Annotated in this window: 13 protein-coding genes, 8 tRNA genes and 1 rRNA gene; all 22 read left to right on the top strand. The window is 39.1% G+C overall.

The features are described from left to right. The 22 genes from CD112_RS12195 (at position 1) to CD112_RS12090 (ending at position 13231) form a co-directional block, all read left to right on the top strand. The gene (locus tag CD112_RS12195; protein WP_002481921.1) at positions 1 to 267 is read left to right on the top strand and encodes an RNA-binding S4 domain-containing protein; all 267 of its coding nucleotides are present in this window, start codon (positions 1 to 3) and stop codon (positions 265 to 267) included. A gap of 13 nt (positions 268 to 280) precedes the next feature. Beyond that, on the top strand, positions 281 to 658 hold the full coding sequence (locus CD112_RS12190) for an FtsB family cell division protein (RefSeq protein WP_002481922.1): 378 nt from the start codon (positions 281 to 283) through the stop codon (positions 656 to 658). 134 nt (positions 659 to 792) lie between these two features. Next, complete coding sequence (locus CD112_RS12185) at positions 793 to 1203, top strand: S1 domain-containing RNA-binding protein (protein WP_002481923.1); 411 nt, start codon at positions 793 to 795, stop codon at positions 1201 to 1203. A 101-nt stretch (positions 1204 to 1304) separates the two neighbouring features. Beyond that, the gene (tilS, locus tag CD112_RS12180) at positions 1305 to 2585 is read left to right on the top strand and encodes a tRNA lysidine(34) synthetase TilS (protein WP_061054917.1); all 1281 of its coding nucleotides are present in this window, start codon (positions 1305 to 1307) and stop codon (positions 2583 to 2585) included. A 5-nt stretch (positions 2586 to 2590) separates the two neighbouring features. Further along, positions 2591 to 3130 carry a hypoxanthine phosphoribosyltransferase gene (gene hpt, locus CD112_RS12175; protein ID WP_002481925.1) on the top strand — a complete coding sequence of 180 codons (540 nt, stop codon included), beginning with the start codon at positions 2591 to 2593 and terminating at the stop codon, positions 3128 to 3130. A gap of 120 nt (positions 3131 to 3250) precedes the next feature. After that, a complete protein-coding gene (ftsH, locus tag CD112_RS12170) occupies positions 3251 to 5353 on the top strand; it encodes an ATP-dependent zinc metalloprotease FtsH (protein ID WP_002481926.1) in 2103 nt (700 codons plus the stop codon). Positions 5354 to 5505: 152 nt separating this feature from the next. Further along, entirely contained in the window at positions 5506 to 6393 is an 888-nt protein-coding gene (hslO, locus tag CD112_RS12165; RefSeq protein WP_023016270.1) for an Hsp33 family molecular chaperone HslO, read from the top strand. A gap of 284 nt (positions 6394 to 6677) precedes the next feature. Continuing rightward, entirely contained in the window at positions 6678 to 7613 is a 936-nt protein-coding gene (gene cysK / locus CD112_RS12160) for a cysteine synthase A (protein ID WP_002481928.1), read from the top strand. A 151-nt stretch (positions 7614 to 7764) separates the two neighbouring features. Then, positions 7765 to 8550 carry a dihydropteroate synthase gene (gene folP, locus CD112_RS12155; RefSeq protein WP_002481929.1) on the top strand — a complete coding sequence of 262 codons (786 nt, stop codon included), beginning with the start codon at positions 7765 to 7767 and terminating at the stop codon, positions 8548 to 8550. Next, positions 8547 to 8918: a dihydroneopterin aldolase gene (gene folB / locus CD112_RS12150; protein ID WP_002481930.1), complete on the top strand. Its 372-nt coding sequence runs from the start codon at positions 8547 to 8549 to the stop codon at positions 8916 to 8918. Before folP ends, folB begins: the two co-directional genes overlap by 4 nt. After that, positions 8911 to 9387 (top strand): 2-amino-4-hydroxy-6-hydroxymethyldihydropteridine diphosphokinase, encoded by a 477-nt coding sequence (folK, locus tag CD112_RS12145; RefSeq protein ID WP_002481931.1) that lies wholly within the window; start codon positions 8911 to 8913, stop codon positions 9385 to 9387. Before folB ends, folK begins: the two co-directional genes overlap by 8 nt. Before the next feature lie 30 nt (positions 9388 to 9417). Next, complete coding sequence (gene dusB, locus CD112_RS12140) at positions 9418 to 10413, top strand: tRNA dihydrouridine synthase DusB (protein ID WP_023016266.1); 996 nt, start codon at positions 9418 to 9420, stop codon at positions 10411 to 10413. Positions 10414 to 10427: 14 nt separating this feature from the next. Then, positions 10428 to 11915: a lysine--tRNA ligase gene (gene lysS, locus CD112_RS12135; protein WP_002481933.1), complete on the top strand. Its 1488-nt coding sequence runs from the start codon at positions 10428 to 10430 to the stop codon at positions 11913 to 11915. 449 nt (positions 11916 to 12364) lie between these two features. After that, a 5S ribosomal RNA gene (rrf, locus tag CD112_RS12130) occupies positions 12365 to 12479 on the top strand. A gap of 11 nt (positions 12480 to 12490) precedes the next feature. After that, positions 12491 to 12566: transfer RNA gene (locus CD112_RS12125), tRNA-Val, on the top strand. Between the two features lie 8 nt (positions 12567 to 12574). Next, a tRNA-Thr gene (locus tag CD112_RS12120) sits at positions 12575 to 12650 on the top strand. A 12-nt stretch (positions 12651 to 12662) separates the two neighbouring features. After that, positions 12663 to 12735, top strand: a tRNA-Lys gene (locus CD112_RS12115). A 27-nt stretch (positions 12736 to 12762) separates the two neighbouring features. Next, a tRNA-Gly gene (locus tag CD112_RS12110) sits at positions 12763 to 12837 on the top strand. Positions 12838 to 12852: 15 nt separating this feature from the next. Further along, a tRNA-Leu gene (locus CD112_RS12105) sits at positions 12853 to 12941 on the top strand. 17 nt (positions 12942 to 12958) lie between these two features. Beyond that, positions 12959 to 13035, top strand: a tRNA-Arg gene (locus tag CD112_RS12100). A 30-nt stretch (positions 13036 to 13065) separates the two neighbouring features. Then, positions 13066 to 13139, top strand: a tRNA-Pro gene (locus tag CD112_RS12095). Positions 13140 to 13155: 16 nt separating this feature from the next. Beyond that, positions 13156 to 13231: transfer RNA gene (locus tag CD112_RS12090), tRNA-Ala, on the top strand. Positions 13232 to 13329: the final 98 nt, after the last annotated feature.

The raw sequence follows: 13329 nt of genomic DNA, 5'->3' as shown, positions 1-13329 counted from the left end.
GTGAGATTAGACAAATATCTAAAAGTATCTCGTTTAATCAAACGCCGTACACTTGCGAAAGAAGTCAGTGACCAAGGCCGTGTTCAAGTGAATAACAACACAGCTAAAGCAGGTACGGATGTCAAAATCGGTGATGAAATCGTCATTCGTTTCGGACAACGTGTGATTACAATTCGTGTCACTGGATTAAGCGAACATGCGTCGAAAGAGAATGCGAAAGGCATGTATGAATTAGTGAAAGAAGAACGTATTAATGAGAATGACTAAGGAGTGACATACCATGGCTAGAAAAGTAGAGCATATGGAAAACAGGTATATCGAGAACGAAAACCGAAGAAAAAGACAGCGCGAAATGAAAAAGCGTGTGGTTAAACGTCGTATTATGCTCTTTGCGGGGATTTTACTCGCAATCATTATCGTCCTTTCTGTCATGGTTATCTCTCAAACAAGAAGCAATGCTGAAGATGCGCAGGAACGTAAAGTAAAAGAAGAAAAGTTCCAAAAACAGCAGGATGAAGAAATTGCTTTGAAAGAACAATTGAATAATTTGAATAACAAAGAGTATATAGAGAAAGTCGCACGTGACGATTATTATTTAAGTAATGATGGGGAAGTCATTTTTAAATTACCTGAAGAGAAGAAAAAAGAAGGAAAATAACGTCTAATGTGTTTTTAATGTAAGAAAAGTATAATATCTAACTGTTTTAACTGATATGCCATTGTTAAATTAGCACAACAAGCATATAATAGAGTTAAGTAAAATTGAAAGAAATCGGAGGATTTATTTAGGATATGTCAATCGAAGTAGGAAGCAAGCTTAAAGGGAAAGTCACTGGTATCAAAAAATTTGGTGCGTTTGTAGAATTGCCTGGAGGGAAAAGTGGCTTAGTTCACATCAGTGAAGTTGCAGACAATTATGTTGAAAATGTGGAAGATCACTTGTCTGTTGGAGATGAAGTAGAAGTTAAGGTACTATCTGTTGCTGACGACGGTAAAATCAGTCTTTCAATTAAAAAAGCGAAAGATCGTCCGAAAAGACAACATCATAGAGGCGGCCATGGTGGTCATGGCAAACCATCACATAACAAACCAGAAGACTTTGAAAAGAAATTAAGCAACTTCTTAAAAGATAGCGAAGAAAAAATGACGTCTATCAAACGCCAAGCTGAATCAAGACGCGGCGGAAGAGGTTCAAGACGATAATTCAACATAAAGCAGATGACTGTTTCGAAGGGAACAGTCTCTTTTATTTTTGTCTGAAATTTTATCCATGCGTATATTTCAAATGAGGACGAGGTGAGGATATGAATATTTATACAGAAGGCTGGTCTGAAAATGACCATCTTGCATTAGCGGTTTCCACAGGTGTCGACAGCATGGTATTATTACATATGTTGACCACACACTATCATCATACATATCGCCAACTGACCGTGTTGCATGTCAATCACGGAATCAGATCGGCTTCTTTAGAAGAAGCGGCTTTCTTAGAACGTTATTGCCAGCAACATCATATCCCGCTTCGCACCCACGAATTGGATTTATCCGCATTGACTAATAAAGGTAAGAGCATTCAACAAGATGCACGTCAAAAGCGCTATGCTTGGTTTGAGTCTGAAATGAAAGCATTAGGTGCTAGTGTTTTGTTGACAGCACATCACTTAGATGACCAGTTAGAGACGATTTTCTATCGTCTTATGACAGGACGGTCTACAAGAAGCAGACTTGGGATGCAGGGAGTAGAGGAGAGAAGCGGTTATCGCTTAGTCAGACCTTTACTGCATACCGATAAACAAGCTGTTAAAGCGTATCAAGCTGAGTATCAGGTGCCGTATTTTGAAGATGTGTCTAACCAAGATAATCATTATGTACGTAACGATATTCGTAATCGCATTTTTCCAGCCATAGATGCGAATGACCACTTAGATACTGCGCAGTTGTTAAAGTTGAAAGCTTGGCATGATGAGCAATTCGATTTACTGCATCAAGCAGCAGATGATTTTATCAACCAACATGTTGCGCACGAGTCAGAAATGATTCGGGTAGACCGTACTGCATTCAATAGATTGTCGCATTCGTTAAAAACAATCGTGCTGGATCAATTGCTTGAGGCTTATGTATCAGGCGCTCCCATTTCTGAACAAGCGTATAAAGAATGGTTTGCGCAAATTGAAAATTCTCAATCTCAAGCGATAATTTATGCGACAGATAAATGGAATATTCAAATTGTGTATGATAAATTTATAATAATGGGTTGTACAAAAAACGAGACGACACCACAGCGGATTACACAACCAGGTTATTATGATTATGGTACATACCGCATTATAGTTCATGATGATATTGAGGGTTCGGACTTCCCAATGGTAATACGTTCGAGACAATCGGGAGATCGCTTCGTACTACCAAACAAAGAAGGCCATCAGAAAGTCAACCGCTTAATGATCAATCGCAAAGTTCCTAAATTTGAACGTGAGCGATTGCCCATATTGCTTAATAAACAAGGGGAGATTATTGCAGTAGGTACGTTGTACACTGCGGCAGATTATGAAGGGAAATTAGAGATAATAAATTTAGGAGTGTAGCCGAAATGAAGGAAGATTTAAAAGAAATATTGATGACGGAAGATGAAATCCAGCAACTCTGCCGTGAACTGGGAGCAAAAATCACAGAAGATTATGCCGATAAAGACCTTGTTTGTGTAGGCATTTTAAAAGGTTCAGCAATGTTCATGTCAGATTTAATCAAACGCATCGATACACATTTAGCAATTGATTTTATGGATGTATCAAGCTATCACGGCGGTACAGAATCTACAGGAGAAGTTAAAATCTTAAAAGATTTAGGCAGCTCCATTGAGAATAAAGATGTATTAATCGTAGAAGATATTCTAGAAACGGGTACAACTTTGAAATCAATTACTGAACTATTGAAATCTCGTCGTGTGAATTCTTTAGAAATCGTCACATTGCTAGATAAACCAAACCGTCGTAAAGCAGATATCGAAGCAAAATATGTAGGCAGAAAAATCCCAGATGAATTCGTAGTCGGATACGGCTTGGATTATGCGGAATTTTACCGTAACTTGCCATACATCGGAACATTGAAACCAGAGATTTATCAAAAATAATCGACAAATGAATACTATAGTAGGCTTACTTTTTCTACAAAGTTGAAATACTAGCCATTAAAAGTTATATTGTGTTACAATTTTTGTTAGTTTTATTATTGGAGTAGGAGGAAAAAACGCATGCAGAAAGCTTTTCGCAATGTGCTTGTAATCGCAATCATTGGCGTTTTTATATTCGGTTTATTTTCCTGGCTGAATGGTAACGGCAATATGCCGAAACAACTATCATATACACAGTTCTTCGAAAAACTTGAAAAAGGCGATTTGAAATCAATCGAAGTTCAGCCTGAGCAGAACGTTTATATGATCACTGGAAAGACCAAGAACGGTGAAGATTATTCTTCAACGATGCTATATAATAACGAAAAAGACTTACAAAAAGTCACAGGTGAAGCACAAAAACAAAAAGATTTAAAATTTACAGTTAAAGAAGAAGAAAAACAAAGCGTATTTGTTAGTATTCTTTCAACATTGATTCCAGTATTGGTTATTGCTTTATTATTCATATTCTTCCTTAGTCAAGCGCAAGGCGGCGGAGGCGGCGGTCGTATGATGAACTTTGGTAAATCCAAAGCTAAAATGTACGACAACCAAAAACGTCGTGTACGTTTCTCTGACGTAGCCGGTGCAGACGAGGAAAAACAAGAATTAATCGAAATTGTCGACTTCTTAAAAGACAATAAGAAATTCAAAGATATGGGTTCAAGAATCCCTAAAGGGGTACTCTTAGTCGGTCCTCCAGGTACAGGTAAAACATTGCTTGCCCGTGCCGTAGCTGGTGAAGCAGGCGTACCATTCTTCACAATCAGTGGTTCTGACTTCGTTGAAATGTTCGTCGGTGTCGGTGCCAGCCGTGTTCGTGATTTATTCGATAACGCGAAGAAAAACGCACCTTGTATCATCTTCATTGATGAGATTGACGCAGTAGGTCGTCAACGTGGTGCCGGTGTCGGCGGCGGTCACGATGAACGTGAACAAACATTGAACCAATTATTAGTTGAAATGGATGGCTTCGGCGAAAACGAAGGTATTATCATGATTGCGGCAACAAACCGTCCTGATATCCTTGACCCAGCGTTATTACGTCCAGGTCGTTTCGACAGACAAATCCAAGTCGGTCGTCCAGATGTTAAAGGCCGTGAAGCGATTCTATATGTACATGCCAGAAACAAACCATTAGATGAAACAGTAGACTTAAAAGCAGTTGCGCAAAGAACACCAGGTTTCTCTGGTGCCGATTTAGAAAACTTGCTGAACGAGGCTTCGTTAGTTGCAGTTCGTGACGGTAAGAAGAAAATCGACATGCGAGATATTGAAGAAGCAACAGACCGTGTTATCGCAGGTCCAGCTAAGAAATCTCGTGTTATTTCTGAGAAAGAACGTAATATCGTCGCGCACCATGAAGCAGGACATACAATTATCGGTATGGTACTTGATGAAGCTGAAGTGGTACACAAAGTTACAATCGTACCGCGTGGACAAGCTGGCGGTTATGCGATGATGTTACCAAAACAAGATCGTTTCTTAATGACAGAGCCAGAATTGCTTGATAAGATTTGCGGCTTGCTCGGTGGTCGTGTATCTGAAGATATCAACTTCAATGAAGTGTCTACAGGTGCATCAAACGACTTCGAACGTGCAACACAAATTGCGCGCTCAATGGTAACTGAATACGGTATGAGTAAGAAACTCGGACCAATGCAGTTTACGAAGAGCGGCGGTCAAGTGTTCTTAGGTAAAGATATGCAAGGCGAACCAGAATACTCTGGTCAAATCGCTTATGAAATCGATAAAGAAGTACAACGCATCATCAAAGAACAATATGAACGTTGTAAACAAATCCTACTTGAACATGAAGATCAACTTAAACTTATCGCTAAGACATTGTTGACAGAAGAAACATTAGTACGTGAACAAATCCATTCATTATTCTACGAAGGTAAATTACCTGAAGTGAACTATGATGAAGCGAAAGTTGTTAAACAAGGTGATGAAGAGTTCCAAGAAGGTAAATTCGGTAAATCTTATGATGAAATCCTTGAAGAAGTCCGTGAAGAGGACAAGGAATATCAAGAAGAAGAGGCTGAAGTAGACGAGCAAGAAAAACGTCAAAAAGAATCAGAAGCACATCAAGAAACGAAACATTCTGATGAAGCAGCTGAAGATGACACACCACATGAAGCTAAAGACAAAGATGACTCTGACCATCGAAACGATAAATAAGACGATTCTATTGTCTGAAACTAAATAATGTAGATTAAAATCTCTTTCTGCTATCATTAGGAATACGCAGAAAGAGATTTTTTAACGAAAATAATTGAACGATGAAATCATAAATGTTGAAAATTAAGTGAAAGAAAGAGGCGTAAAAAGATATGACTCAAGACTATATAGTAAAAGCACTGGCATTTGATGGAGATATCCGTGCGTATGCAGCGGTAACGACTCATGCAGTGCAAGAAGGACAAACAAGACATTACACATGGCCGACAGCATCAGCAGCATTAGGTCGTACAATGACAGCAACTGTTATGATGGGTGCCATGTTGAAAGGTGACCAAAAATTAACTGTCACTGTAGATGGCCAAGGTCCAATCGGACGTATTGTAGCAGATGCGAATGCGAAAGGCGACGTACGCGCATACGTTACGAATCCACAAACACATTTCCCATTAAATGACCAAGGTAAATTAGATGTGAAACGTGCAGTGGGTACAAACGGTACATTAACAGTTGTTAAAGATGTAGGGATGAAAGATTACTTCTCTGGTTCAAGCCCGATTGTGTCAGGTGAACTAGGTGAAGATTTCACATACTACTATGCGACAAGTGAACAAGTCCCATCATCTGTTGGTTTAGGTGTGCTTGTAAATCCAGATAACTCTATCAAAGCAGCAGGCGGCTTTATTATTCAAGTCATGCCGAATGCGAAAGAAGAGACAATTGAAAAAGTTGAACAAGCCATCACACATATGACACCAGTATCTCAATTGATTGATCAAGGATTATCACCAGAAGAACTGTTGACTGAGATTTTAGGTAAAGAACATGTGAAATTCTTAGAAACAGTACCCGTGAAATTCGAATGTAACTGCAGTCATGAAAAATTCTTAAATGCGATTAAAGGCTTAGGTGAAGCTGAAATTCAAAGCATGATTGATGAAGACCATGGTGCAGAAGCAGAATGTCATTTCTGCCGTACGAAATATCACTATAGTGAAGCGGAACTTAAAGGTTTAATCGAAGAATTGCATGCTAAATAAACACATTGAAAAGCGAGACGATCAGACGTCTCGCTTTTTTACTGTAACGAATCACAGTGTAAGACGTTTCTTTTATGGGAAAAGAGGAAATAATAAAGAATAGAGACAATGAACTTGTGGAACAATGTATAAATCTGATAAAATAATAATATCCGATGAAATAGATAAGGTTTAATAGAAATAATGGCATGACTAAGCATCAGAATTGAATTGTTTCGGGGTATTATTAATGAGGTTCTGGTGACTTAATTAAATATCTTTTAAGAATAAAGGAGCGTTTTTTTATGGCAAATAAACCCGTAGATAACATTGTACAACTGATTGGAGATACACCTGTAGTTAAATTGAACAATATCGTACCAGAAGATGCTGCAGATGTTTATGTTAAATTAGAGTATCAAAACCCAGGTGGTTCAGTAAAAGACCGTATCGCTTTAGCGATGATCGAGCGTGCTGAACAAGAAGGAAAAATCAAACCAGGTGATACAATTGTCGAACCTACAAGTGGTAACACAGGTATCGGTTTAGCATTTGTTGCAGCAGCAAAAGGGTACAAAGCTGTATTCACAATGCCTGAAACAATGAGTCAAGAGCGTCGTAACTTATTAAAAGCATACGGTGCAGAAGTTGTATTAACACCTGGATCTGAAGCAATGAAAGGTGCTATTAAAAAAGCAAAAGAATTAAAAGAAGAATATGGTTACTATGAACCACAACAATTCGAAAACCCAGCGAACCCGCTTATCCATGAATTGACAACAGGTCCTGAACTTGTAGAACAATTCGAAGGCCGTACAATCGATGCATTCTTAGCAGGTGTCGGTACTGGCGGTACATTAAGTGGTGTAGGTAAAGTCTTAAAAGAAAAATACCCTAGCATTCAAATCGTAGCAATCGAACCAGAAGGTTCTCCTGTCTTAAGCGGCGGCGAACCAGGCCCTCATAAATTACAAGGTTTAGGCGCAGGTTTCGTTCCTGACACATTAAACACAAACATTTATGATGAAGTTGTTAAAATCGGCAACGAAACTGCAATGGAAACTTCACGCAGAGTTGCTAAAGAAGAAGGTATCTTAGCAGGTATTTCTTCAGGTGCTGCAATTTATGCGGCAATCGAAAAAGCAAAAGAATTAGGTAAAGGTAAAACAGTTGTAACTGTACTTCCAAGTAATGGTGAACGTTACTTATCTACACCTTTATATTCTTTTGAAGGTAAATAAGTCAAACATTGATGAACTGCCGTTCGCATTTCTCTTTTTGAGAAATGGTACGGCGGTTTTTTCATTTCAAACACCTTTTGAACGCTTGGGGTCGGTCATATGTTAAAATTTTGATATAATGTATCACAGTTATGATGAAAGGAAGAGAGACATGGCACATACAAAAATCATGGGCATATTGAATGTAACACCTGATTCATTTTCTGACGGCGGCAAATACAATTCTGTAGATGCGGCGGTTGCACGTGTGAAGGAAATGATGGATGAAGGTGTCGACATTGTAGATATCGGCGGTGTTTCCACAAGACCAGGGCACAGTGAAGTGTTATTAGAAGATGAATTAGAACGCGTCATTCCAGTTGTTAAAGCACTCTCCGAATTTAATGTGCAATTGTCTGTCGACACGTTTCGCAGTGAAGTTGCGAAAGCAGCATTAGAGGCTGGTGCAACAATGATTAATGACCAATGGGCAGGTTTATATGACCCTAAAATGTTTGAAGTCGTTGCACAATACGATGCTGAAATTGTCTTGATGCACAATGGAGATGGACAACGTGAAGATCCTGTCATGGATGAAATGCTAGTTTATTTATTAAAACAAGCACATCGTGCAGAAACAGCAGGGGTTGCGACGAATAAAATCTGGATTGATCCAGGTATCGGCTTTGCGAAAACGAGATTGGAAGAACGAGAAGTTATGGAGCGACTGGATGAATTAGTTGCGACAGAATATCCAGTATTGCTTGCGACGAGTCGTAAACGCTTCATCAAAGAAATGATGGGTTCAGACGAAGGACCAGAAGATCGTGATGAAATGACAGCAGCAACGACTGCTTATGGTGTGATGAAAGGTGTGCAAGCGGTACGTGTACATAATGTAAAACTCAATGCGCGTATTGCACATGGCATTGATTATTTAAAGGAGATTGAACGATGAAAGATCGTATATTTTTAAATGGTATGAGATTTTATGGTTATCATGGAGTCATATCAGCAGAAAATGAAATTGGACAAATCTTTGTTGTAGATGTTGAATTAACGACTGATTTAACTGAAGCAGGAAAGTCCGATCAAGTAGAAGATACGATCAACTATGCGGAAGTCTATGCGGATGTGAAAGAAATTATGGAAGGGGAACCTAAAAATTTACTCGAACATCTCGCAGCACTTATTGCAAATCGTATAAATTCACACTATAATCGGGTATTGGAAACTAAAGTACGTATAACAAAAGAAGTACCGCCGATTCCAGGTCACTATGATGGCGTAGGTGTGGAAATTACAAGGGTGAATCAAAATGACTGATGTATTTTTAGGACTCGGCAGCAATGTCGGAGACCGAGAAAACCAATTAAAAGAAGCAATACGTTTATTAGATGAACAATCTGGTATTAAAGTAGTGAAAGTTTCATCATTTTATGAAACTGAGCCTGTCGGTTATGTCGATCAACCGGATTTTTTAAATTTATGTGTGGAAATTCAAACAGAACTATCACCAAAAGCCGTCCTTGAAAGAGGCTTGGCGATTGAACAGCAACTGCATCGTGTACGTAAAGAACGTTGGGGTCCGCGTACTTTAGATATCGATATCCTGTTATATGGTGACCAAATCATTGAAGAACAAGATTTGACGATTCCGCATCCACGAATGACAGAACGTGCTTTTGTCTTGATTCCGCTGCAAGAGATTGCACCAAATAAGATAGAGCCAAGAACACAAACCAAAATTAAAGATATAACTGTTCCTAACGAAACTGTGAAAAAAGTTCAATAAACGTAAGAGATAGATTGAGAGGTAATAATTATGTGGAAGATTGGAGATGTAGAAATCGACAATAGAGTCGTACTCGCTCCTATGGCTGGGGTGTGCAACTCTGCATTCAGATTGACTGTCAAAGAGTTCGGTGCGGGTTTAGTTTGCGCTGAGATGGTCAGTGACAAGGCAATTTTATTCAATAACCCGAAAACAATGAATATGTTGTATATAGATGAAAATGAACGTCCGTTATCGTTGCAGATTTTCGGCGGTGAGAAAGAAAGTTTAGTCGAAGCTGCAGTTTATGTTGATCAAAATACAACAGCTGATATTATTGATATTAATATGGGGTGCCCAGTGAATAAGATTATCCGTTGTGAAGCGGGTGCAAGATGGCTGCTTGACCCTAATAAGATTTATGAAATGGTATCTGCAGTTGTTGAGAAAGTCAATAAACCTGTTACATGCAAAATGCGTATTGGTTGGGATGACGATCATATTTACGCAGTGGAAAATGCGAAAGCGGCAGAACGTGCAGGAGCATCTGCGATTTCATTACATGGCCGTACACGTGTGCAAATGTATGAAGGTAAAGCAGATTGGGATATTATCAGACAAGTGAAAGAAGCGGTTAATATTCCAGTTATCGGCAACGGAGATGTGACAAGCCCTGAACTCGCGCAAAAAATGCTGGATGAAACTGGCGTAGATGCGGTGATGATTGGGCGCGAAGCTTTAGGCAACCCATGGATGATTTACCGTACAGTCCATTATTTAGAAACAGGCGAGCTGATGGATGAACCGACAGTGAAAGAAAAAGTAGAAATTGCTTTATTACATCTGCGCCGACTAGTAGAATTAAAGGGTGAGAAGGTTGGCGTTATGGAAATGCGCAAACACGCTTCATGGTACCTAAAAGGTGTTAAAGGCAACGGAAAAGCCCGTAAAGCATTAAACCAAGCCAACACAGAACAAGAAATGATTGATATCCTGCAGAATTTCCAAAAAGAAATCACTGCAGATAAAGCAACACAAGAAGCTTAATAAGGAGAGATAACATGTCAGAAGAAATGAATGACCAAATGCAGGTCCGCCGTCAAAAATTACAAGAATTAATCGATTTAGGAATTGATCCATTCGGCCAACGCTTTGACCGTACAGCGAGCGCAGCTGAACTACATGAAAAATGGGATGCTTTCTCTAAAGAAGAATTACACGAAAAAGAAGATGAAAGCCATGTCTCAATCGCGGGTCGTTTAATGACAAAACGTGGTAAAGGTAAAGCTGGATTTGCGCACGTTCAAGATTTATCTGGTCAAATCCAAATTTATGTCCGTAAAGACCAAGTCGGTGAAGAACAATTTGATATTTGGAAAATGGCAGATTTAGGAGATATTATCGGTATTGAAGGTGTTATGTTCAAAACAAACACAGGTGAATTAAGCGTCAAAGCGAAATCATTCATCATGCTTACAAAATCATTACGTCCATTACCAGATAAATTCCATGGTCTTCAAGATATTGAACAACGTTATCGTCAACGTTATTTAGACTTGATTACAAACCAAGAAAGTACAGAAACATTTATCAACCGTAGTAAAATCATCCAAGAAATGCGTAATTACTTAAACAGCAAAGGTTTCTTAGAAGTAGAAACACCAATGATGCATCAAATCCCTGGTGGTGCAGCAGCACGTCCATTTGTGACACACCATAATGCATTAGATGCGACGCTATATATGCGTATTGCGATTGAACTTCACTTAAAACGTTTAATCGTCGGCGGTTTAGAAAAAGTATATGAAATCGGCCGTGTATTCCGTAATGAAGGTGTATCAACACGCCACAACCCAGAGTTCACAATGATTGAACTTTATGAGGCATATGCTGATTTCCATGACATTATGGATATTACAGAAGGTACAATCCGTCATATTTCAAATGCGGTACTAGGTACAGCAGTCATCCCTTACGGTGATTATGAAATTGATTTAGAATCTGACTGGAAACGTGTACACATTGTAGACGCTGTTAAAGAAGCAACAGGTGTAAACTTCTATGATGTAAAATCTGATGATGAAGCACGTGCATTAGCTAAAGAACATAACATTGAAATTACAGATCATATGACATATGGTCATATCTTAAATGAATTCTTTGAACAAAAAGTAGAAGAAACATTAATTCAACCTACTTTCGTATATGGTCATCCGATTGAAATTTCACCATTAGCTAAGAAAAATCCGGAAGATCCTCGTTTCACAGATCGTTTCGAATTATTCATCGTGGGTCGTGAACATGCGAATGCATTCACTGAGTTGAATGATCCAATTGACCAAAGAGAACGTTTCGAAGCGCAATTGAAAGAAAAAGAACAAGGTAATGACGAAGCACACGAGATGGACGAAGACTATATCGAAGCATTAGAATACGGTATGCCTCCAACTGGTGGTTTAGGTATTGGTATCGATCGCCTTGTTATGTTATTAACAAACTCACCATCTATCAGAGACGTATTATTATTCCCATACATGCGTCAAAAATAAGCTGAGTACTTAACAAAATGAATAATTAAGCAGGCGTGTCACCTTTTAAGACACGCCTGCTTTTATATGTATAAAGGGCCTCAAAAAGCACATGATTTCTTATAAAAAGAGAGGGAGGTCGGCAAATGTAAATATCTTTTAAAAAACTTTCGCAAAGCACTTGCATAATTTTCAAAACCCTGTATAATTGTTAATTGTTCTACGAAATAAAGCAACGTTTTATGAGCAATCTTGCATGAATATAAATTCTTAAAAAAGATGATACATAAGTGTTGACATAAAAGACCGAATGTAGTAAAATTAAAGGGTCGTCAAAAAGAACGCGTTACAATTTTGTAAAAAAGATTTTAACTGAGTGTAAAATTGACTATTGCAAATGTTAACGAAAGAAGTTAAAATAATTTAAGTGAGTTATTGAAACGCACATAATTAAATAATTTAAAATATTGTCTGGCGACAATGGCAAAGAGGTCACACCTGTTCCCATGCCGAACACAGAAGTTAAGCTCTTTAGCGCCGATGGTAGTCGGACTTACGTTCCGCAAGAGTAGGACGTTGCCAGGCAATATATATTTGGAGAATTAGCTCAGCTGGGAGAGCATCTGCCTTACAAGCAGAGGGTCGGCGGTTCGAACCCGTCATTCTCCACCATTTAAATAGCCGGCCTAGCTCAACTGGTAGAGCAACTGACTTGTAATTAGTAGGTTGGGGGTTCAAGTCCTCTGGCCGGCACCATTTTAAAGCTATGAGCCATTAGCTCAGTTGGTAGAGCATCTGACTTTTAATCAGAGGGTCAGAGGTTCGAATCCTCTATGGCTCATCAGTTTTCCGATTATAACTGAATCATGCAGAAGTAGTTCAGCGGTAGAATACAACCTTGCCAAGGTTGGGGTCGCGGGTTCGAATCCCGTCTTCTGCTCCATTTTTATTTTATGATGCCGGGGTGGCGGAACTGGCAGACGCACAGGACTTAAAATCCTGCGGTAAGTGATTACCGTACCGGTTCGATTCCGGTCCTCGGCACCATATATAATATAAAACATGCGCCCGTAGCTCAACTGGATAGAGCGTTTGACTACGGATCAAGAGGTTATGGGTTCGACTCCTATCGGGCGCGCCATTTTATATTTATTATTTAATAATTTAATAACGGGAAGTAGCTCAGCTTGGTAGAGCACTTGGTTTGGGACCAAGGGGTCGCAGGTTCGAATCCTGTCTTCCCGACTCTTAATTGTATAATGGGGGCTTAGCTCAGCTGGGAGAGCGCCTGCTTTGCACGCAGGAGGTCAGCGGTTCGATCCCGCTAGTCTCCACCATTATTATTTTAAATGAACATTGAAAACTGAATGACAATATGTCAACGTTAATTCCAAATTAACAAACGTCCTAAGGACGTTTTAAAACAATTAGTTTT

The organism is Staphylococcus simulans (assembly GCF_002902285.1).
GTDB classification, from domain to species: Bacteria; Bacillota; Bacilli; order Staphylococcales; family Staphylococcaceae; genus Staphylococcus; species Staphylococcus simulans.
This window is presented reverse-complemented; position numbering and strand designations above follow the sequence as displayed.

What these genes read in the sequence shown, in the direction of transcription:
- folK (WP_002481931.1), top strand. Translation starts at nt 8,911, where the DNA reads ATGACTGATGTATTTTTAGGACTCGGCAGCAATGTCGGAGACCGAGAA.
- cysK (WP_002481928.1), top strand. Translation starts at nt 6,678, where the DNA reads ATGGCAAATAAACCCGTAGATAACATTGTACAACTGATTGGAGATACA.
- lysS (WP_002481933.1), top strand. Translation starts at nt 10,428, where the DNA reads ATGTCAGAAGAAATGAATGACCAAATGCAGGTCCGCCGTCAAAAATTA.
- CD112_RS12190 (WP_002481922.1), top strand. Translation starts at nt 281, where the DNA reads ATGGCTAGAAAAGTAGAGCATATGGAAAACAGGTATATCGAGAACGAA.
- hslO (WP_023016270.1), top strand. Translation starts at nt 5,506, where the DNA reads ATGACTCAAGACTATATAGTAAAAGCACTGGCATTTGATGGAGATATC.
- folB (WP_002481930.1), top strand. Translation starts at nt 8,547, where the DNA reads ATGAAAGATCGTATATTTTTAAATGGTATGAGATTTTATGGTTATCAT.
- dusB (WP_023016266.1), top strand. Translation starts at nt 9,418, where the DNA reads ATGTGGAAGATTGGAGATGTAGAAATCGACAATAGAGTCGTACTCGCT.
- CD112_RS12185 (WP_002481923.1), top strand. Translation starts at nt 793, where the DNA reads ATGTCAATCGAAGTAGGAAGCAAGCTTAAAGGGAAAGTCACTGGTATC.
- folP (WP_002481929.1), top strand. Translation starts at nt 7,765, where the DNA reads ATGGCACATACAAAAATCATGGGCATATTGAATGTAACACCTGATTCA.
- hpt (WP_002481925.1), top strand. Translation starts at nt 2,591, where the DNA reads ATGAAGGAAGATTTAAAAGAAATATTGATGACGGAAGATGAAATCCAG.
- ftsH (WP_002481926.1), top strand. Translation starts at nt 3,251, where the DNA reads ATGCAGAAAGCTTTTCGCAATGTGCTTGTAATCGCAATCATTGGCGTT.
- tilS (WP_061054917.1), top strand. Translation starts at nt 1,305, where the DNA reads ATGAATATTTATACAGAAGGCTGGTCTGAAAATGACCATCTTGCATTA.